Here is a 19,934-nt window from a genome sequence, read left to right on the forward strand (position 1 = left end):
GGGCATGAGTGCGCGACTGCGTGGCATCGCGCAGCAGACCGAGGAAATCGTGGCAGCAGGGCGGTACGTCGCTCCGGGTGGCCGCGAGGTGGTGATCGCGGAAGCGGTGGACGCCGCGCGCTCCGGCACGCGGATGTTCGGTCCGGCGACCCTGTACGTGACTCCCGTGACGCCGCCCGAGCTGATCCCCACGGTAGTCGAGGTCACCGGAGAGAGCAGCTTGGCGGCCGCGCACAGGCTGACCTGCGTGGACGCGGGCGGCCCGGTGGCGGTTCTGAACTTCTCCTCAGCACGCAATCCCGGCGGCGGCTATCTGAACGGCGCCCAGGCGCAGGAGGAGGCGCTGTGCAGGGCCTCGGCGCTGTACACGTGCGTGCGGGCGGCCCGGGAGTTCTACGACCACCACCGCGCCCACCGCGATCCCTTCTACAGCGACCGCGTGATCCACTCCCCGGCCGTGCCGGTCTTCCGTGACGACCGCGGGCGGCTGCTCGACGAGGCGTACACGGTCGGCTTCCTGACCGCGGCGGCACCGAACGCGGGAGTCGTCCTGCGGCAGACCCCCGAGCGCGCCGCCGAGCTGCCGCGGGCCCTGGCCGGGCGCGCGGAGCGGGTCCTGGAGACCGCAGCCGCCCACGGCTACCGGCGGCTCGTGCTCGGCGCGTGGGGCTGCGGGGTCTTCCAGAACGACCCCGCGCAGGTGGCGGAGGCGTTCCGCGCACTGCTCGACGAGGGCGGCCGGTTCCGCGGGTACTTCGAGCACATCGTGTTCGGGGTGCTCGACCGTACGCGCGGCGCGGTGACCCGGGCCGCCTTCGAGGAGGCGTTCGGCCCGGGGTTCAAGGGCGCGGCTCAGCGCCAGCCGTAACGCTCCTGGAGCCGCCGCACGACCAAGTTGAACCGCATCCGGTCGAGCGCACACGCCTCCCGCCGCATCCCCTCGTCGTGTACCCGGAGCACCCGGTCGATGGCGACCCAGGAGTCGCGGCCCTCGCGGTCCCAGGGGCCGGAGCCGATCGGTACCCAGTCCCTCTCGTTCGCGTGCTGCTTGCTGGAGAGCTGCACGGCGAGCAGCGTGCCGCGCGCCTCGCGGGCGACGACGAGCACGGGACGGTCCTTGCCGCGCCCGTCGTTCTCCTCGTACGGAACCCACGTCCAGACGATCTCGCCGGGGTCGGGATCGCCGTCATGGGCGGGGGCGTACGTCGTCTGGACCTGGCCGACCTCGCGCGGCTCGGCCTCGGTCGTCGCGGTGCGGCCGGTGCGGCCGGGGTCGGCGGTCAGCTGGGGGTCTTCGGTGTTGGCAGTCACGCGGGCCACCGTAGAACCTGTCTGGCCCAACCCGCAGGGCGGGTCCGTCCGATGGCCCGCAGGCTCGGTCCATGGCGCCACGACGACACCTCGACCGAGCACGGATCATCGCGGTCCTCGCCCTCTGCGGCACGGCACTTGCCCCGACGCTCCCTCAGCCCACCGCCCCTTCCGCCGCCCCCACCGCACCTCCGCCGCGCACCGTCTCCGGGTGGCTCCCCTACTGGGACCAGGAAGCCGCGTACCAGAACGCCCTGCGCCACGCCGACCAGCTACACACCGTCAGCCCCTTCTGGTACGAGGCGAAGACGGCAGGACACGTGGCGGGCCACGCCGGAGCGGGCTCGCGCCGCGTCATCGACGGGCTCCACAAGGCGGGCATCAAGGTGGTGCCGACGATCATGGAGCGGATGCGCCCCGGCGCGCTCGCCTCCGTCGTCACCGACAAGGCCCGCCGCGCACAGCACATCGACGAACTTCTGCGGATCGTCAGCAGTCGCTCGTACGACGGGCTCGACCTGGACTACGAGACCATCGCGCCCACCGGCGACGCCGCCTACAAGAAGGTGCGGACCGGGTACGCCACCATGGTCACCGACCTGTGCGCGCGGCTGCGCGCGCTGCGCAAGCAGTGCGTGATCACGGTCTCGCCGAAGACGCGGATCAGCGGACGTGTCTGGGACTACCGCCGACTGGGCGCCGCCGCCGACCGGTTGCGCATCATGGGCTACGACCTGCACTGGGCGGCGGGTCCGCCCGGCCCCCTGTCGTCGCCCGCCTGGTACGAGGAGACCCTGCGCAACGCCACCGCCGAAGTCCCCCGCCAGAAGCTGGAGATGGGCCTGCCGGGCTACGGCTGGGACTGGGAGGTGGGCAGTACCGCCCGCGCCAAGCACGTCACCTGGAAGGAAGCGGAGGCGCTGCGCCGCAAGGTGGGTGCCCCCTATCGCCTCGATCCCACGTCGGGCACGCCGCACTTCACGTACAACGAAGGCGGCAAGCGCCGCACCGTCTGGTACCAGGACGCGCGCGGCACTGCCGCCCATCTGCCCGTCCTTCGGAAGTACGGCGTACGCCACACCGTCCTGTGGGCCCTCGGTTTCGAGGACCCGGCGCTGTGGGGCACCCTCGCGAAGAACTCATGAGGCCGTAGCGGGCCACTGCTCGTACCACCGCTGGTCCGCCTCCAACTGCGCGGCGAGCGACACCAGGAGCGGCTCGCTGCCCGCGGGCCCGAGCAGCTGCGCGCCCACTGGAAGGCCGTCGCCCACGCGGCCCGCGGGCACGTTGACGCCGGGCCAGCCCAGGACGTTCCAGGTCCACGCGTAGGGGCAGGCGGCGATCATCGCCCGGTCGGTGCGCCAACCGCTGAGTTCGGCCATGGTGCCGACGCGGGGCGGGGGAGTGGCCGTGGTGGGCGTGAGGACGACGTCGTACGTGGAGAAGATCGCGCCGATCCGGCGGTGCAGGGCGGCTTCGGCGCGCCGGGCGAGACGCAGGGGCGCGCCGCCGAGCAGGCGCCCCATGCGTGCGGCCTCCTTGGTCCGTGGGTCCAGGAGCCGCGGGTCGGGGACCTCACCGGCCCAGTCGGCGATGCCCGCCGTGGCGCGCGGCAGGAAGTCGAGGCCGATCTGCCCGTAGCGCGGGTCGGCCTCCACGACGTCGTGCCCGAGCTCGGCGAGGCGGTCCGCCAGGACCATGACCTTCCGGCGCACCACCGGATGCAGCCGCTTCGGGGTCGCGGTGAACGGCATCCGCAAGGAGAGCGCGATCCGCAGCCGCCCCGGATCGCGGGTCGCCGCGTCCGTGGCACTGATGGCGGGCGGCTTGTGCAGGTCGCCGTCGTGGTTGCCGCTCGCCGCGTCCAGGAGCAGCGCGGCGTCGGCGACGGTCCTGGCGAGCGGGCCGTTCACGGTGATGCCGTTGAAGGCCTCGGGCCAGGGCCACGTCGAGATGCGGCCGCGCTGCGGCTTGATACCGACGAGATGGGTCCAGGCGGCGGGGATACGCACCGAGCCCGCGCCGTCCGAGCCGAGCGCGGCCGGCACGAGCCCCGCGGCGACCGCGGCGGCGGAACCGCCCGACGAGCCGCCGGGGGTGTGCCCGGTGTGCCACGGATTGCGGGTGTCCCCGAAACCGGGGCCTTCCGTGAAGGGCCACTGCCCCAGCTCACAGGTGTTGGTCTTCCCCACGATCACGGCTCCGGCGGCCCGCAGGCGGCGTACCGACTCAGCGTCCTGCTTCTTCACCGGGAAGTCGCCCCGGCACCCGAAGGCGGTCGGTTCACCCGCTATGTCGGTGTCGTCCTTCACGGCGAGAGGCACCCCGAGCAGCGGGCGCCCCGGTGACCCGGACGCCAACTCCCGGTCGGCTGCGTCCGCTTCGGCGAGCGCGGCCTCGGCCCGCACCAGCTTGAAGGCGTTGAGGACGGGCTGCGAGGCCTCGATCCGCGCCAGCGTCCGCTCGGTCAGCGTGCGCGACGACACTTCTCCGTCGGCCAGCGCGCGGGCGGTGCGCGCGAGGCCGTCGGCACGGTCGGCAGTCATGTGGGGGCACCTTTGATCGGCGGGCAGGTGCACGCACGCTAACCGGCTGGAGGGGAACGCGGAACGCGGGCAGGGGAGTTCATGCCGCGCACGACGGACGGGGAGTGCCCCGACGCGTCCCCGGGGCGCCTCGGTGCCCGCCTGGGAGCGCCCCCGCGCCGTCTGGAAAGATGAGCCCTGCCATGGTGCAGATACCGAACAAGACCGGACAGCAGCCCACGCAGAAGACCGCCGAACAGCCCGCAGAGCGGCCCGCCGAACAGCCCGCGCAGCAGCCCGCCCAGTACTCCGTACCGACGAGTGCCGACGTAGCGCGACTCGCGGGAGTCTCGCGCGCGACCGTCTCGTACGTCCTGAACAACACGAGCGCCGTCCGCATCAGCGAGCCCACCCGGCGCCGCGTCCACGAGGCCGCCAAGGAGCTGGGGTACGTCCCGCACGCGGCGGCCCGCAGCCTGCGCGCCGGGCACACCCGTGTCGTCCTGATGCCCACGCCGCACATCCCGGCGGGCCCGCTCTTCAGCGAGTTCTTCAACGAGCTGCAGTGGGCGCTCAGCCGCTTCGACTACACCGTCGTGCAGTACGGCAGCCTCGGCCTGACCGGCGAGGACGCGGCCCGTGCCTGGGCCGAGCTGCGCCCGGTGGCGGTCCTCGCCCCTGGTGCGTCGGGGCTCGGCGCGCGCGGTGTGAGTGTCCTGAAGCGGTCCGGCGCCAAGGCCGTCTTCACGCTGGGCCCGCAGCGGGCCGAGGGGGCGCACGCCCTGCTCATGGACCAGCGTCTGGTGGGCCGGTGCGCCGCCACCCACCTCCTGGAGCGCGGCAGCAGCCACATCGGTGTCGTGATCCCCGAGGAACGCGGCCTCGAGCCCTTCGCGCGTCCGCGTGCCGAGGGCATCCGCGGCGCGCTGAACGGCACGGACGCCACGATGACCGAGCTGCCCCTCGCCTACGACGAGGAGTCGGCGGCCCGGCTCGCGGCACGCTGGCGCTCGCTGGGCGTGGACAGCGTGTTCACGTACAACGACGAGTACGCGATGCTGCTGATGCGGGCGCTCCAGGACGAGGGCATCACCGTCCCCCAGGAGACGGCTCTCATCGGCTCCGACGATCTGATGCTCGGCAGGCTCCTGCGGCCGCGCCTCAGCACGGTCCGCATCGAGCTGCCGTCGGGCCAGAAACTCGCGGAGCTCGTCGACCGTGTGGTGCGTGACCCGGGCATGGAGCCCGAGGTGCACGACGTGCTCGGCGCGACGGCGGTGCACCGCGAGTCCAGCTGACCCCCCCTGCGTACGTTCGTTCCTTACTGTTCCTGCGCCTCGGCCTTCGCCTGCTCCTCGGCGACGGACTTGCGGACCTCGTCCATGTCCAGCTGCCTGGCCTGCCCGATGACGTCCACCAAGGCGGCCTCCGGCAGCGCGCCGGGCTGCGCGAACACGGCGACCTGGTCGCGGACGATCATCAGCGTCGGAATCGACTGGATGCCGAAGGCCTGCGCGAGCTCGGGCTGCGCCTCGGTGTCCACCTTGCCGAAGACCAGGTCGGGGTTGGCTTCGGCGGCCTTCTCATAGACAGGCGCGAACGACTTGCACGGGCCGCACCACTCCGCCCAGAAGTCGATCAGGACGAATTCGTTGTCCGTGACGGTCTGGTCGAAGTTTTCCTTGGTGAGCTCAGTCGTGCTGCTCATGGTGTTTCCCTCTTCCTGGTATCGGTCGAAGCCGCTGTGAATAACGGGCCGGGCGGTAGACGTATTCCACGCTTTCACCCGGGCTCGTTCCGCGCGCGTACCCCATGTGGCCACGACGCACACCTGGGACCACACTGGCTTCCATGACGGATTCGAAGACGTACGACGTAGTGGTCATCGGCGCCGGTCCCGTGGGGGAGAACGTCGCGGACCGGGCCCGCGCGGGCGGCCTGAGCGCGGCGGTGGTGGAGAGTGAACTCGTCGGGGGCGAATGCTCGTACTGGGCGTGTATGCCGAGCAAGGCGCTGCTCCGGCCGGTCATCGCCCGCGCGGACGCCCGCAAGGTGCCGGGCCTGCGCCAGTCGGTGCAGGGGCCCCTGGACGCGGCAGCCGTCCTCGCTCACCGGGACGACTACACCTCGCACTGGAAGGACGACGGACAGGTCGGCTGGCTGGACTCGATCGGCGTGGACCTCTACCGCGGTCAGGGCCGCATCGCGGGCACCCGCCAGGTGACGGTCACCGCACCGGACGGGACCGAGCAGACCCTCACCGCCCGCCACGCGGTGGCGGTGTGCACCGGCTCGCGCGCCGCGCTCCCCGACCTGCCAGGACTTGCCGAGGTCAAGCCGTGGACGAGCCGCGAGGCCACCAGCGCCGACCAGGTGCCAGGACGCCTCGCGGTGGTCGGCGGCGGCGTCGTCGCCGTCGAGATGGCCACGGCCTGGCAGGCGCTCGGCTCGCAGGTCACGATGCTCGTACGCGGCGACGGCCTGCTGCCGCGCATGGAACCGTTCGCCGGGGAACTGGTCACCAAGGCGCTGACGGAGGCGGGCGCGGAAGTCCGCACCGGCGTCTCGGTCACGGCCGTACGGAGGGAGAACGGCACGGTCACGGCGACGCTGACCGGCGGCGACACCCTCGAAGCGGACGAGATCCTCTTCGCCACGGGCCGTGCCCCGCGCACCGATGACCTCGGCCTGGAGACGATCGGCCTGGAGCCCGGCTCCTGGCTGCCGGTCGACGAGAGCCTGCGGGTGCACGGCAGCACCTGGCTCTACGCGGTGGGCGACGCCAACCACCGGGCGCTCCTCACCCACCAGGGCAAGTACCAGTCCCGCGTCGCCGGCGCCGCGATCACCGCCCGCGCCCAGGGCGTCCCCCTCCTGGAGACGGATCCCTGGGGTGCACACTCCGCCACCGCCGACCGGGCCGCCGTGCCGCAGGTGGTCTTCACCGACCCCGAGGCGGCATCGGCGGGCCTCACCCTCGCGGAGGCGGAATCCGCGGGCCACCGGGTGCGCGCCGTCGACTACGACATGGCGGGCGTGGCGGGCGCCGGCCTCTACGCGGACGGCTACGAGGGCCGCGCCCGGATGATCGTCGACCTGGACCGTGAGGTCCTGCTCGGCGTGACGTTCGTGGGCCCCGGCGTCGGGGAGCTGATCCACTCGGCGACGGTGGCGATCGCGGGCGAGGTGCCGATCGACCGGCTGTGGCACGCGGTTCCGGCTTATCCGACGGTCAGTGAGGTGTGGCTGCGGCTGCTCGAGACGTATCGCGGGTAGCCGCCGCGGGCCGGGCGGATAGCCTGGGGGTGATCGTTCCGGATTCGCCGCTGACGATTCTTCACAGGCGATTCTTCACAGGCGAGGGAGTACGACGTGTGGCCCGTGGTGGCGGTGGTGGCCGTCGGCGGTGCGGTCGGCGCGTCGGCCCGCTATGGCGCGTCCCTGATCTGGCCCGTCGAACCCGGTGCCTTCCCCACGACGACGCTCCTGGTGAACGTCATCGGATGTGCCGTCATGGGTGTCTTCATGGTGGTCCTCACCGAGGTGTGGACGGCGCACCGCCTGGTGCGGCCCTTCTTCGGCACGGGCGTGCTCGGCGGCTTCACCACCTTCTCCACCTACGCGGTGGACATCGAGCGCCTGGTGAACGGCGGTCACGCCCGCACGGGCCTGGCCTATCTGGGACTGACGCTGGTCGCGGCCCTCGCGGCAGTGTGGAGTGCGGTGTGGGCGACGCGCCGCCTGGTGGTGTGGAGGCGACCATGACCAGACTGACGGGCACGGCCCTGCGCGTGACGGTCTTCATCGGCGAGAGTGACCTGTGGCACCACAAGCCGGTCTACTCGGAGATCGTCCACCGCGCCCGCAAGGCGGGCCTCGCGGGCGCGAGCGTCTTCCGCGGCATCGAGGGATTCGGCGCCTCGTCACTCATCCATACGCAGCGGCTCCTCTCCCTGAGCGAGGACCTGCCGGTGGCGATCGTGATCGTGGACGACGAGGACAAGATCCGCGCCTTCCTGCCGCAACTCGACGAACTGGTCAGCGAGGGGCTCGTGATCCTCGACGACTGCGAGGTCATCCGGTACGTGGGCCGCGACGAGGCGGATCGGTGAACTGGGTCCTCGTGGTGACAGGGGCGATGATCGGCGCCCCGCTGCGGTTCCTCACCGACCGTGCCGTGCAGGCCAGGCACGACACGGTCTTCCCGTGGGGAACGTTCGCGGTCAACGTGGTGGGCAGCCTGATCCTCGGCATACTCACGGGCGCGACGGTCGCGGGCGCCGCCTCCTCGCACACCCAGCTGCTCCTCGGCACCGGCCTGTGCGGCGCCCTGACGACGTACTCGACCTTCTCGTACGAGACGCTGCGGCTCGCCGAGGACGGCGCGCGGTTCTACGCGGCGGTCAACACCGTGGCCAGTGTGGTCGCGGGGCTCGGCGCGGTGTTCGCGGGCGTCGCGTTCGCGGAGGCGGTGTGGCAGTGACGGGCCTCAGGCCTCAGCGAAGTCCCCGGAGAGGGCCGCTGCCATGCGCAGATGCGGGGCCGCGTCCGCGTTCCGCCCCTGCCGCTCCAGCGTGCGGCCGAGGAGCAGCCGGGCGTAGTGCTCGACCGGGTCGAGCTCGATGACCGTACGCAACTCGGTCTCCGCGCGGAGCAGTTGCGCCGAGTGGTAGTAGGCGCGGGCAAGCAGCAGGCGCGGGGCGACCTGCTCCGGCACCTCGTCCGCCAGGGTGCCAAGGATTCGCGCCGCCGTGGCGTACTCCTTGGCGTCGAAGAACTGCCGCGCGCGCTCCCAGCGCTCCGCCGCGGTTCCGTGGTCGTAGTACGTCATGTCCACTGTTGCCTCCTTCGATGGCGCCAACGAGCATGGGTAGTTAAAAATTCCACTACATGGTTCCCGCGGGATGACCGGGGCGCATGCCTGACGTCCGGTGCCCCGCGGGGCTAGGTTGTGCGGCATGAGCAATCTTGATCGCGAGGCGGTCCCGGCCCTGTGCGGCGGGCGCGGGTTCGTCGTCGCCGAACCGGTGCGGGAACTCCTCAGCCCCCGAAAGGTCAAGCTCGGCGAGTCCACCGAGGTCCGCCGCCTGCTGCCCAACCTGGGCCGCCGCATGGTCGGCGCCTGGTGCTTCGTGGATCACTACGGCCCGGACGACATCGCCGAAGAGCCCGGTATGCAGGTGGGCCCCCACCCGCACATGGGCCTCCAGACGGTCAGCTGGCTGCACGACGGCGAGGTCCTGCACCGCGACTCCACGGGCAGCCTCCAGACGATCCGCCCCCGCGAGCTGGGCCTGATGACCTCGGGCCGGGCGATCTCGCACTCCGAGGAGAGCCCCAGATCGCACGCCCGCCTCCTGCACGGCGCTCAGCTGTGGGTGGCGCTGCCCGACGCCGACCGCCACACCGACCCGCGCTTCGAGCACCACGCCGAACTGCCCCTCGTCACCGCCCCCGGCCTGACGGCCACCCTCATCCTCGGCACGGTCGACGGCACCACGTCACCCGGCACGACCTACACCCCGATCGTCGGCGCCGACCTCACCCTGACCCGCGACGCCGACGTACGCCTCCCGCTGAACCCCGACTTCGAGTACGCCGTCCTCACCATGTCCGGCGAGGCCAGGGTGGACGGCGTTCCCGTGCTGCCGGGCTCGATGCTGTACCTGGGCTGCGGCCGCACCGAACTCCCGCTGCACGCCGAGTCGGACGCGGGCCTGATGCTGCTCGGCGGCGAGCCGTTCGACGAGGAACTCGTCATGTGGTGGAACTTCATCGGGCGGTCCAGTGACGATATTGCACAAGCCCGTTCGGACTGGATGGAAAGCTCGCGCTTCGGCGAGGTGAAGGGATACGACGGCACCCGGATCCCTGCGCCGGACCTGCCGCCTGTGCCGCTGAAACCGCGGGGACGGACGCGCTGACCAGTGCGGTTACTGTCGTGAGGGCTGCGGTCTGGGGCGGTCCTGAGGGCGGCGTATGCAGGTAGCCCTGGGTGAGCGATCATGCTGGCCGGAGGGGCTTCGGGGTCATGCAGCGAACCGCGGGTCTGGCCACCTGCGGGGCGTCTCTCTTCGCGAGGGGCAATGCGGGCGCTCATCTTCGCCGCAGCGACTTCGACATCCCCGAACAGGATCGCGGGTTGGCCCGTGCGTTCTGCAAGGTCGTCCGGGCGAGGTGCCGCCCCTCCCTGCACCATGGCCGACCGGTCCTGGGGACCGAATGCACGGTCACCAGCGACTTCTTTCATCGGCGCCCGGTACCAGGCGGAGTTACGCGGGATCGCCGGTTACGACCAGTTGGCGTTCAGCCTCCACCGTCTGGGACGGCTCAAGTAGGTCATGGAGCGGTCCCTGGTCAGCACGCTGGCGCGGAAGTACCGCGTCCGCGTCCCCAGAATCTACGGCCGCTACCTGGCCGTGCTCGATACCGACCGGCGTCCCCGCCGGGGACTTCAGGTCACCGTCGAACGCGGTGAAGGACGGGCGCCGTTGGTGGAACAGGGGGGCGATATCTCACTGGCTCGCAAGGCCAGGATGGCAGTCTCGACGGCAGCAGACTGAGCACCACCGCGAACGCGAGCACTACATCTACCTCGACCAGTCTGAGGTTGCCGTCCGGGCGATCGAGCGCGTCACCGCTCAGGCCGCGGACCACGCGTAGGAGGAGGCGCAGCGGTGACCGGACTGAGGATCGTCCTGTAGGCGCGCGAGGGCTTTTCGGTGCGGGCCCGGCGGTGAGGACGGACGGCGGCAATGCGCCCTCGGCCGGCGGCAGTCTGCCGGGTTCACGCGGCGGCCGGCTTCAGGAGCCCGGCGCCGGGCCGGCCCGCGGGCTCTGTCCCCCGTGCGAGCTACGCGGAAGTGTCCACCGCGCGGTGACGATTCGAAGCCGGCGGATCCATAGCGTTGCGCACAGCCGCGGCGCTCCGGCTGCGGATTCGGCGGAGGGAGTTTTGGTGAGACTGGTATGGCAGCTTGTGGCCGTCGCGGCCATAGCCCTCATCGGCGGTAGGCGAGCAAGACTTCTGCGTTCACGTTGTGGCGTCCTTAGGCGGTAGGGGAGCGGCAGTTCTCACGTTCGGCACCGAAGTGAGGCGGATCCCCCTCCGCTTGTCTGCGCCTACGGCCACGGCTCATGCCCTTCGTCTCGTGGTCACCCTCGGACCGGTGGTCGTCCGGCTGGTCGGAGCAGCTTGGCAGAGAGCGTTCGGCAACCGGCGTCCCAACGTCCCGTTCCACGCCCACGACGTCTGTGCTGGTCAGGGCATGTTTCGGCGTCCCAACGTCCCGTAGCGGTCGTCATCTGTGGCGGGCGGGACGGATCACCGAACAAGCTGCGGTCATCCCAGAAACCCGCTGGAAGAACCACTTCCGCACCCTTCAGCACCATGGAGATCTAGATGCGTTCGCGCCTTGTCGGCCGTTCCGCCCGCCTCGCCCTCGCCGCGGTCGCCGCGCTGGCCCTCACCGGCGCCGCGACGGCCGCCGCCACGGCCGACAGCCGCAGCACCGTCGCACCGGCCTGCGTAACCGGCGACCTGACCTTCACGGTCGCCGAGGAGACGCAGGCGGACGGCCGCCTCTTCCTCACCGCCAAGGCCAAGCCCGGTATCTCCTGCACCCTGGAGGGCGTCTTCCCCTCCGCGTCCTTCGGCTCCTCCCCCGACACTGCCGTGTCGCCCGCCGAGCACGCTGTCAGCGAGAGCGTCATCCTCGAAGGCTCCACCACCGCCTACGCCGGCATCAACCCCAAGATCACCAACGACGACCTCCGCTGGGAATTCGACCAGCTCCACCTCTCCGTCGCCGGCGACGAAGCCAACTCCATCACCCTCGACCTCCCCAACACCGTCCTGGTCGACCAGCCCGTCGCCACCAACTGGCACGCCGACCCCGCCGACGCCGTCCCCTTCTCCAGCTGACGCACTTCTCCGGCTGACCAGCTGTACCAGCTGACCTTCTTCACCAGCTGACCCGCTTCTCCGGTCGGCCTCCGCCCGGGGGCGCCTGCGCACAGAGAAGCCGGTGAGGGCTCCCGTCCCCACGGGTTCTCACCGGCGGTCTGTCGGGAGTCGGCGTACGGACGCGTACCGCTCGATGCGGCAGCCGTACACCGGCCTCCCTTCACCTCACGCGGGCACCAACTCCCGGTCCTCGTCGGAGCCCTTCGGCCCGCCCTTGCCGTCTTAGGTGCCGCGTTCGTATGTGCCGGCTAGGAACTCTTCGAGGTTCGGTTCGGTGTTGATGTCGTCGGCGGCGGTGAACGCCGAAATAGATCGTGAAGAAGAGACGTGAAACAAGTGGTTGGACGAGCTCAAGAGACGTCGGCAAACACCGCCGTCCCAGTAAGCGCACGGCGGATCGCCCTGCCGTGAAGCCCCTCCCTCTGCCTGCCGTCCATCTGCGAGTGCCATCCAGAGTGGGCAGTAGCTCCCATAACGTGCCGCTGGCCGTTGCGTGACACAGAGGGCAACTTTTTTCCAGCCCGGTTCAAACTGTGACGAACCCGGCGCCTATCATTCCTCGTTTCCCGACCCACGCAAGGGAAAACTATGAGCATTACGTGGCAAGACCAAACCTGTCAGAAACTCGTTGTGGAAGAGAAAGCCGCTGGACACGACAGCGGCACCTGGACATACCAATTGTCGGATCAGTGGTTCGGCATCGTCACGCCAATACGAGGTGTGTGTCAAATTGAACGTCGAGACAATCACGGTTGGCGGCGTACCACGCTCACGCCTGGAGAGGTCTGCCGGGTCGCACCCAACAACCTGATCCGGCTCAGCAGGACACCGCCCAGACGTCTCCCATTCGAAGTCGTTTATATCCAGCTTTCCGTTGAATTACTTCAGCGAGCACTGGACACACACGCTACCGCTCCTGTCCGTGATGTTTCGGAATTACAGACACTGCGCGCCTTCGATCCACATGCCGCATCAATGGCGCAAACTCTACTTCACGCCCGAAAGACAGGTGCAGGAGAACACTATGCCCTGAGTGCAGCCCACTACCTGGCCGAATACCTGCTCCTTCCATTCCGTTCCGCATCACCGGGCACGGGAGGTCTCAGCCCGGAACAACTGCTCACACTGCGGGCCTACATGGAGATGCACCTGTCGGAGAACATCACACTCGACCAGTTAGCCAAAGAAGCACGTCTCAGCCGGTACCACTTCCTGCGCCGATTCTCTGTCACCACGGGAAAGACGCCCATGCGGTACTTGACCGGGTTACGCATCGACGCTGCCCGCCACTTGCTCACAGCGGGCAGCGACCCTATATCCCAGGTCGGCAGGCTCTCTGGTTTCCCGAATCCGGAGAACTTCGCGCGGGTGTTCAGGAAGCACATGGGCTGCTCGCCCTCGGAGTACCGGCAGCGAGGGCAGTTTCCGCCCTCTCCTTGAACGCCGGCACGCGACGACGGACCTTGGCCCCAGCGATCACGGTGGTGGAGAAGGTGGCAGACACGTGCGGGACGAGGCCCCCGGGCAGAGCAGCAGGGCATCCCCACTCACGCGCACCCGCTAGACAAGTTGCGGCTCGGTGCGGAAGGCCGGGTCGGACCGGTCGCGGGCGAAGTGGTGGGCGGGCGTGTACGGCTGTGCGTGCAGCGGGTAGTACGCGCGGCCGTCCTGATCCCACCCAGAACAAATAGTTCCACAGCCGGAAGCCACGACTTGTTTCCCGGCAAGCCCTTAACGACCAAACCCCACCGAAGAGTCGAGGCTAAATTCGAAGACCCAGAATGGGCTGTTGTCGATCGTTGCCCGATTCTCGATAGATATTGCTGCGTCATCTGCCGTCGTCGATTCGGCTGTTAAGGTCACGGAGCGCGATGCCGAGCAAACTCCGTGACAGCGAAGGTGATTTCCTTGGTGGACATGCGAGCAGGGTTCGACTATGACAGCCATGACCCGGCGATAGCGGTGGATCCGTTTCCGACCTATGTGAAACTCCGCGAATCCTGCCCGGTGCAGTGGAGCCGCGCCTGGGACGGGTATTGGGTCGCGACCGGCCACCGTGAGGTCTCCTCGGCGGCCCGCGATGCCCGGACCTTCCAAACCGCGCAGGACAGGGCGGACGGTACGGTGCAGGGTGTGACCATTCCCTCACTCGGGCAGAGCAACCGGATGATACCGCTGGAACTCGACTCGCCGGAGTGCCTGAAGTACCGCAAGCTGATCTCCGTGTTCTATTCCCCGAATCGGGTCGCCGCGCGCGCCGGCGAGGTCCGGCAGTTGGCGGCAGCTTGTATCGACGAGGTGATCGAGCGCGGCGAGTGTGACGTCGTTCTGGCGATGACCGAGAAGCTGCCCAGTATTCTGACCATGCGGGACATCGGGCTGCCGGAGGAGCGGTGGTTCGACATCGACTCCTTGCTCTACCGGGCGCTTTTCGCCGCTCCGCACGATCCGTCGACAGCCCGCGAATGCGCGCAACTGATCTGCCTGGAGCTGGTGGAAGCACTCGACGCGCAACGGGACGGCGACAAGCGGGGGCTGCTCGGGCACCTGGCCACCCGTGAGGTGAACGGAGCACCGGTACCGGACGATGACATCGTCTCGATGATGTATTTGCTGCTGCTCGGCATCCATCCGACGTCAAGCCTGACGGCGATCGCGCTCCGTACCCTCGCCCAGCAACCCGAGCTGCGGTCCCGGCTGATGTCCGACCGCTCGATGATCCGCACCGCCGTGGACGAGTTCCTGCGGTGGGTCTCGCCCGTTCAAAGCACGGGCCGGATTGCCGCCGGGGACGTCGAACTCGGCGGGCAGCGCATCAGCCGGGGCGAGCAGGTGCTGCTCGGGTGGGCCGCTGCGAACCGCGACGATTCCGTCTTCCCGCACTCGGACCGGATCGACCTGAACCGCGACGCCGGCCGCCACCTCGCTTTCGGTGCCGGCCAGCACTATTGCGTGGGCGCGGCCATGGTGCGAGAGATGTTCACGGCGATGCTGGAGGAGGTGTTCGACCGGATACCGGACTACACCGTCGCCGATGACGCGGCGATCGAATGGTTTCCGGATCTGACCCCCGTATACGGGATCAAGGCTCTGCCGATACGGTTCACGCCCGGCCGATAAGCCGGGCGTCGTTCATGACCGAGGAGTCGGCCAGGAAGTCGACGATCGGGATCTCCGTCGCGAAGGCACTGTTCAGCCCTTCAGGATCTGCAGCAGCCGGGCGCCACCCCGGCCGGCGAGCAGCACCCCGGCCATCTCCACCAGGTGCTGCAGCAACTGACTGCGGAGCTGTTGACTTGCTGTCCAGGCGACCTCGCCGTACTCCGAAAACACCACGCCAGAGACTCAGTTGGAGGACGACGGCATCTACGACGACTCAGCCGCGTCCTCCGGTCTGCTCACCCTGACGGCACTGGGTGACAGGGTGTCCGACGGCTACAAGGCGACCTTGACAGTGGAGGTCAGCTCCGACTGAGCGTTCAGGGCGTGGAGTCGTGCAGGCGTTTCGCGCGGTAGGGGAGGTGTCCCGCTCAGCGAGGACGCCGATGGTGGCGACGTTCGGCAGGATCAACTGGTAGAGCCGCGCTGTCTCCTCGGGCAGGACCGGGCTCTCCGGCCGCGCCTGTCACCAGTTGCACTCCGGTCCAGGCACCCACGACCAGCCGTGCGATCTCCGCGTGGACCGTGTGCGGCAGCAGCTCGCCGCGCTCCTCGGCCTCTACGAGCAGGTCCTCGAACAGGCTGATCCAGTCCGGCCAGCGCGTGCTGCCCGAGGTCGACCCATTCCTGGAGCTTGTGCGTCTGCGGAACGAGCCCCTCAGCCCGGTCCGTTCGGCGAGTGCGGCGATGGTGGCGGCTTCGTACCCGACCTCGATGAACAGGCGCGCCATGGCTTCCAGGATGGCTTCACGCGTACGGATCGCACGCTCCTGACACGGCACCAAGCACTTCCGACCGTCCCGGGGGCTGTACTGCGGGACGCGGAGCCGGGGACGGGGGATGACCCCGGCCCCGCGTCCCGGGCGGCACGTCAGTGGTTGACGTGGCCGCCGTCCATGGGGCGCCCCGCTGTCATCAGGTTCTTCAGGTCCCGGGCGTACTTGGCGACGAGGTCGCGCGTGACGCTCGGGATGTCCCCGTGCCCGGCGATCACGCCGGCCCGGATGGCGGCGCGGAACCGGTCGGAGGGGATGACGGATCCGGGTACCGGGTCCTCGGGCTCCTTGAAGCCGTGCCGGATGGGCAGCGCCGCGTACTGCCGCTGTGCCTCGGGCAGGGCGCGCATCGCCGCCTCGAACCGCAGGTACCACTCGGCGTAGTCGTCCACCCGCTCGATGGCGTGGCCGTCCTGGGCGAGCCAGTCGACCATGGCGTCGAGGGAGACGCCGTCGTCGTTGGGGTTCACGAGGCTGAACGTCCGGTATCCGGAAGGGACTTCAGAGGTGCCGTGGCCCTCCAGCGCCACCACGGCGGCGGCGGTGAAGTCGACCGGCAGGCCGTCGTAGTGGGCGCGTTCGCCGTCCGCACGGTAGAAGCTGCGCGGCGCGACCCCGGTGGCGAGCACGCTGAACAGGAGGCGGCTGAACACATCGGAGAGGTTGAGCTGTCCGCCGTACCGGCTGTGCGCGAGGATCATGCTGGACCGGATGGTCGTGACCGGCAGTCCGCACAGGTCGTGCGCCTCCCGCAGCAGCACTTCGCCGGCCCATTTACTGGTCGCGTACCCGCTGGCGTAGCCACCGTCGACGTTCAGGGCTGGTATGGCGACGCGGACGTCGGTGTCCTCGTCGAGGGCCGGCCGGCAGGAGTCGGCGACCCCGACGCTGGAGATGTAGGTGATCGACTTCGCCCGGCGGGTGAGGGCCAGCCGGACGATTTCGGCGGTGCCGACGACGTTGGCCTCGAAGAGATGCGGGTACGGCAGGAGGTGGTTCACCAGTGCACCGGCGTGGACGATCAGGTCGACCTCGTCGGCCAGCCGGTCCCAGGCCGCCTCGTCCAGGCCGAGCCGCGGTTCCGCCATGTCACCCGCCACGACCTCGAGATGGACCGCGGCCAGTTCCTCGTACGTCCGCACCAGCTCCGGGTCGCCGCTGTCGAAGGCCGCGTCCAGCCGCTGCCGGGCCGCGGCGGCGTCCTTGCCGCGCACCAGGGCGATCAGCCGGCCGCCGGCCGGCGCCAGGGTGCGCAGCCATTCCAGGGCGAGGAAGCGGCCGAGGTAGCCGTTCGCGCCGGTCAGCAGCACGGTGCGCGGCTCCCGCTCGGCACGGGGCAGCGCGGGGGCGTCGGCGAGGAGGTGTGCGTCGAGGAACTTGTCAAGGTTGAGGTCCTGCGCGTGGACCTCGGTCACGCCCTTGCCGTGCACCGAGGCGAAGGTGGGCCGCCGCACGGCCGTAACTCGGCGAGCAGCGCGCCCGGCACCCTCGCCGCCTTCCTTCATCTCCACGATGCGGATCGTCATCTTCTTCAGCGTGACCGGTTCCAGGAACAGCTCGATCGGTACGTCGATGTCCAGCTCGTCGCGGAGCCGTCCGGCCAGATGCACGGACGTCAGCGAGTCGCCGCCCGCCGCGAGATACGTCTTCTCCAGACCGGCGGGCCCGTCGAGATCCAGCGCCTCGATCACCAACTCGGCGACTCTGACCTCCAGTTCGCTCCCCAGTGCGGGCGCCGCCCTATCGGCCGGCGGCTGAGTGGCCGGACCGCGCAGCGTCAGGGCACCGTGGCTCTCGCCCGCGAACGGGTACGACGGGAGCCGTACCCGGCGCACCTTGCCGTCGAGCGCCGGCCAGGTCACCTCCTCGCCGCGCAACCACGCCTCCCCCGACGGGTCCCGCACCGGATCCGGGTGGCCCTCGGCCAGTGCCATGAGCTTGTCCGACGCCTCCTGCACGCCGGCGGCGACCACGTAGGCACGCACGGGCATCCCGACCCGGCCGGTGCGCAGGGTGCGCGCGACATCGGCGAGGGCGGGGGCGTCGGCCTCGCGCAGACGTGCCGCCAACCGCGATGCCGCGAGAGCGAGTTGATGCTCGGTGCGGGCCGACAGTGGCAGGACCGTCGGGCGGGCGTCGGCCTTCGCGCGCCGCTCGCGTGCCGGTGCCTCCTGCACCACCGCGTGCACGTTCGTGCCGCCCATGCCGACCGACGTCACGCCGGCCAGCCGAGGCAGGTCCGGCCTGCGCGGCCAGTGACTGGTCTCGGTCACCAGCCGCAGCGGCGAGTCCTGCAGGGCGGCGACCGGGCTCGTGACGTTCACCGTCGGGGCCAGGGTGGCGTGCTCCAGCATCAGGACCGTCTTGATCAGCGCCGCCACACCGGCCGCCGCGTCGGCGTGCCCGATGTTCGACTTCACCGAACCGAGCGCGATGCCGACGCCGCCGTCGAGGCCGGCTCGGGCGGTGAACGCCGCGCTCGCCGCCTCCAGTTCGATCCGGTCGCCCAGGTCGGTCCCGGTCCCGTGCGCCTCCAGGTACTGCGCCGCCGACGGTTCCAGCCCCGCCGCCGTCCACGCCTCGGTGATCGCGGCCGTCTGCCGGTCCACGCCCGGAGCGGTGAAGCCGACCTTGCCGGCCCCGTCGTTGGTGACGGCCGTGCCCCGGATCACCGCGCGCACCGGGTCGCCGTCGGCTAGCGCGTCCTCCAGCCGCCGCAGCACCAGCACGCCCACCCCGCTGCCCGGCACCGTGCCGGCCGCCTTCTCGTCGAAGGGGCGGCAGCGGCCGTCGGGGGAGGAGGTCCCGCCCTGGTAGTAGACGTAGCCCTCCTTGCGCGTGGTGCCGATGGCGACGCCGCCCGCGAGCGCGGTGTCGCACTCGCCGAGCAGCAGGGCCTGGACGGCGAGATGGACCGCCGTCAGCGAGGTCGAGCAGGCCGTCTGGACCATCATGCTCGGCCCGTCCAGGCCCAGCCGGTAGGAGATCCAGGGCGCCAGGAACTCGCGGTCGGTGAGGATACGCACCTGGAGCGCGCCGATCGACGCGGCGAGCGCCGGGTCCGTCTCGGCGGCCAGCGCGTGGTCCGTCGAGCTGCCGCCCATGTAGACGCCGGTGCGGGACGGTGCGTTCAGCGGGGCGTACCCGGCGTCCTCCAGCGCCGACCAGGCGGTCTCCAGGAGCACCCGGTGCTGCGGGTCCAGGGCGGCCGCCTCGGTGCGGTTGAAGCCGAAGAACTCGGCCTCGAAGCGATCCGCGTCAGTCAGATGCCCCTGCACCGGGACGAACGCGGGATTGCGCAGCTCGGCCGGGTCCGCCCCGTCGGCGAGCAGTTCCTTCTCGGTGAACTCGGACAGCGAGCAGACGCCGTCGCGCAGGTTGGCCCAGTAGGCGTCGAGGTCGGGGGCGCCGGGGAAGCGTCCGCTCATCCCCACGACGGCCACTGCTTGCTCAAGGTCGTGCTGTGCGGTTTCCTCGGTCGTCATCGCGTCGTGCCCTTCCTGGAACGGAGCTTGTGCAGGGCGGCCAGGCGGTCGCTGCCGCGCCGGGCCGCCTCCTGCTCGGCCGTCTGGTCGAGATGGGCAGCCACGGCGGCCATCGTCGGGTGCCGGAACAGGTCGGTCAGGGTGATGAGGTCCTGGTACTCCGGGTGTTTCTGGAGCGACCGGCTCAGCTCGGGGCGCGAGGAGGGGGGATCGGGCAGCGCAGTATCGTCCACCTTCCCATTCTCCCTATTGGCCTGCATTAGACGAGTCCTTCCGGCTGGTTGTCTTGAGGTTGAGAAGTTTCCGGTTCAGAGCGCACGGAGGTTCTGAATGAAGGTAGAAATGCTCTCCCCTCACCAGGTGCTCGAAGAACGCCCCCGTGGTTAGCTCGTGCAAGGGTCGGCGGTCCGCATTGCTCGTCTTCGTCGCCGATGATTGTGGAAACGGCGCAGTGAAACTGCGGCTCCAAGCTGAAGTCATAGGTGTCCAACATCAGGGCATCGCTGCGGACGTAGGGAAGAACCAGATCTCTGAAAGTCAGGTCGGCGGCCGACTCCAGGCCGTACGCTATCCGGGACGCGCTGAACGGATCGATGAGACCTCACCAACCGACCTGCATCATCTTGCCTTCGAGATCGCCCGATGCCTTCAATCTGTGAGAGGCAGACCCGATGGACGGCACCGCCAGGCACGAGGTCGCGCCGGAACCAGA

Annotated in this window: 21 protein-coding genes; 12 read left to right on the forward strand and 9 right to left on the reverse strand. The window is 69.9% G+C overall.

What is annotated here, in order from left to right:
* Positions 1–4 precede the first annotated feature (4 nt).
* Positions 5–868 (forward strand): TIGR02452 family protein, encoded by an 864-nt coding sequence (locus ACGFSB_RS31960; RefSeq protein ID WP_393406454.1) that lies wholly within the window; start codon positions 5–7, stop codon positions 866–868.
* Here ACGFSB_RS31960 and ACGFSB_RS31965 read toward each other — a convergent pair.
* Entirely contained in the window at positions 853–1,311 is a 459-nt protein-coding gene (locus ACGFSB_RS31965; protein ID WP_393406457.1) for a type II toxin-antitoxin system PemK/MazF family toxin, read from the reverse strand. The genes ACGFSB_RS31960 and ACGFSB_RS31965 overlap by 16 nt on opposite strands.
* A 71-nt stretch (positions 1,312–1,382) precedes the next feature.
* Here ACGFSB_RS31965 and ACGFSB_RS31970 point away from each other — a divergent pair, with 71 nt between their 5' ends.
* Entirely contained in the window at positions 1,383–2,456 is a 1,074-nt protein-coding gene (locus ACGFSB_RS31970) for a glycosyl hydrolase family 18 protein (RefSeq protein ID WP_393406459.1), read from the forward strand.
* Here ACGFSB_RS31970 and ACGFSB_RS31975 read toward each other — a convergent pair.
* Positions 2,451–3,857 (reverse strand): amidase, encoded by a 1,407-nt coding sequence (locus ACGFSB_RS31975; RefSeq protein WP_393406462.1) that lies wholly within the window; start codon positions 3,855–3,857, stop codon positions 2,451–2,453. The two genes, ACGFSB_RS31970 and ACGFSB_RS31975, sit on opposite strands and share 6 nt — an antisense overlap.
* Before the next feature lie 182 nt (positions 3,858–4,039).
* Here ACGFSB_RS31975 and ACGFSB_RS31980 point away from each other — a divergent pair, with 182 nt between their 5' ends.
* On the forward strand, positions 4,040–5,134 hold the full coding sequence (locus ACGFSB_RS31980; protein WP_393406464.1) for a LacI family DNA-binding transcriptional regulator: 1,095 nt from the start codon (positions 4,040–4,042) through the stop codon (positions 5,132–5,134).
* Positions 5,135–5,157: 23 nt separating this feature from the next.
* Here ACGFSB_RS31980 and trxA read toward each other — a convergent pair whose 3' ends face one another.
* Positions 5,158–5,544, reverse strand: a complete 387-nt coding sequence (trxA, locus tag ACGFSB_RS31985) for a thioredoxin (RefSeq protein ID WP_393406467.1) — start codon at positions 5,542–5,544, stop codon at positions 5,158–5,160.
* A 143-nt stretch (positions 5,545–5,687) separates the two neighbouring features.
* Between trxA and ACGFSB_RS31990 the strand changes: the two genes are divergently transcribed.
* From ACGFSB_RS31990 to crcB (ACGFSB_RS32005), 4 genes are all read left to right on the forward strand, one after another.
* Positions 5,688–7,112: a dihydrolipoyl dehydrogenase family protein gene (locus ACGFSB_RS31990; protein ID WP_393406469.1), complete on the forward strand. Its 1,425-nt coding sequence runs from the start codon at positions 5,688–5,690 to the stop codon at positions 7,110–7,112.
* Positions 7,113–7,208: 96 nt separating this feature from the next.
* Positions 7,209–7,601, forward strand: coding sequence for a fluoride efflux transporter CrcB (crcB, locus tag ACGFSB_RS31995; protein ID WP_393406472.1), 393 nt, complete (start codon positions 7,209–7,211; stop codon positions 7,599–7,601).
* Positions 7,598–7,948, forward strand: a complete 351-nt coding sequence (locus ACGFSB_RS32000) for a DUF190 domain-containing protein (protein ID WP_393406475.1) — start codon at positions 7,598–7,600, stop codon at positions 7,946–7,948. The genes crcB (ACGFSB_RS31995) and ACGFSB_RS32000 overlap by 4 nt, the downstream gene beginning before the upstream one ends.
* On the forward strand, positions 7,945–8,319 hold the full coding sequence (crcB, locus tag ACGFSB_RS32005; protein ID WP_393406477.1) for a fluoride efflux transporter CrcB: 375 nt from the start codon (positions 7,945–7,947) through the stop codon (positions 8,317–8,319). The genes ACGFSB_RS32000 and crcB (ACGFSB_RS32005) overlap by 4 nt, the downstream gene beginning before the upstream one ends.
* A 6-nt stretch (positions 8,320–8,325) precedes the next feature.
* On the opposite strand, the gene ACGFSB_RS32010 is transcribed toward crcB (ACGFSB_RS32005), so the two are convergent.
* A complete protein-coding gene (locus ACGFSB_RS32010; RefSeq protein ID WP_393406480.1) occupies positions 8,326–8,673 on the reverse strand; it encodes a tetratricopeptide repeat protein in 348 nt (115 codons plus the stop codon).
* A gap of 121 nt (positions 8,674–8,794) precedes the next feature.
* On the opposite strand from ACGFSB_RS32010, the gene ACGFSB_RS32015 reads away from it, so the two are divergent.
* From ACGFSB_RS32015 to ACGFSB_RS32025, 3 genes are all read left to right on the forward strand, one after another.
* Positions 8,795–9,760, forward strand: a complete 966-nt coding sequence (locus tag ACGFSB_RS32015; RefSeq protein WP_393406483.1) for a pirin family protein — start codon at positions 8,795–8,797, stop codon at positions 9,758–9,760.
* A gap of 1,478 nt (positions 9,761–11,238) precedes the next feature.
* Entirely contained in the window at positions 11,239–11,760 is a 522-nt protein-coding gene (locus ACGFSB_RS32020) for a DUF4232 domain-containing protein (RefSeq protein WP_393406486.1), read from the forward strand.
* Positions 11,761–12,432: 672 nt separating this feature from the next.
* Complete coding sequence (locus ACGFSB_RS32025; RefSeq protein ID WP_393406488.1) at positions 12,433–13,242, forward strand: helix-turn-helix domain-containing protein; 810 nt, start codon at positions 12,433–12,435, stop codon at positions 13,240–13,242.
* Between the two features lie 120 nt (positions 13,243–13,362).
* On the opposite strand, the gene ACGFSB_RS32030 is transcribed toward ACGFSB_RS32025, so the two are convergent.
* Complete coding sequence (locus ACGFSB_RS32030; RefSeq protein WP_393406490.1) at positions 13,363–13,512, reverse strand: hypothetical protein; 150 nt, start codon at positions 13,510–13,512, stop codon at positions 13,363–13,365.
* 177 nt (positions 13,513–13,689) lie between these two features.
* On the opposite strand from ACGFSB_RS32030, the gene ACGFSB_RS32035 reads away from it, so the two are divergent.
* Positions 13,690–14,922 (forward strand): cytochrome P450, encoded by a 1,233-nt coding sequence (locus tag ACGFSB_RS32035; protein WP_393406492.1) that lies wholly within the window; start codon positions 13,690–13,692, stop codon positions 14,920–14,922.
* A 72-nt stretch (positions 14,923–14,994) separates the two neighbouring features.
* On the opposite strand, the gene ACGFSB_RS32040 is transcribed toward ACGFSB_RS32035, so the two are convergent.
* A complete protein-coding gene (locus ACGFSB_RS32040) occupies positions 14,995–15,138 on the reverse strand; it encodes a hypothetical protein (protein WP_393406494.1) in 144 nt (47 codons plus the stop codon).
* 13 nt (positions 15,139–15,151) lie between these two features.
* On the opposite strand from ACGFSB_RS32040, the gene ACGFSB_RS32045 reads away from it, so the two are divergent.
* Positions 15,152–15,277 carry a hypothetical protein gene (locus ACGFSB_RS32045; protein WP_393406496.1) on the forward strand — a complete coding sequence of 42 codons (126 nt, stop codon included), beginning with the start codon at positions 15,152–15,154 and terminating at the stop codon, positions 15,275–15,277.
* Positions 15,278–15,332: 55 nt separating this feature from the next.
* On the opposite strand, the gene ACGFSB_RS32050 is transcribed toward ACGFSB_RS32045, so the two are convergent.
* The 3 genes from ACGFSB_RS32050 to ACGFSB_RS32060 form a co-directional block, all read right to left on the reverse strand.
* On the reverse strand, positions 15,333–15,692 hold the full coding sequence (locus ACGFSB_RS32050; protein WP_393406498.1) for a hypothetical protein: 360 nt from the start codon (positions 15,690–15,692) through the stop codon (positions 15,333–15,335).
* Positions 15,693–15,832: 140 nt separating this feature from the next.
* Positions 15,833–19,222 (reverse strand): thioester reductase domain-containing protein, encoded by a 3,390-nt coding sequence (locus ACGFSB_RS32055; RefSeq protein WP_393406500.1) that lies wholly within the window; start codon positions 19,220–19,222, stop codon positions 15,833–15,835.
* Complete coding sequence (locus ACGFSB_RS32060) at positions 19,219–19,455, reverse strand: hypothetical protein (RefSeq protein WP_393406503.1); 237 nt, start codon at positions 19,453–19,455, stop codon at positions 19,219–19,221. The genes ACGFSB_RS32055 and ACGFSB_RS32060 overlap by 4 nt, the downstream gene beginning before the upstream one ends.
* Positions 19,456–19,934 lie beyond the last annotated feature (479 nt).

The organism is Streptomyces sp. NPDC048441, from assembly GCF_043200235.1.
GTDB lineage: Bacteria > Actinomycetota > Actinomycetes > Streptomycetales > Streptomycetaceae > Streptomyces.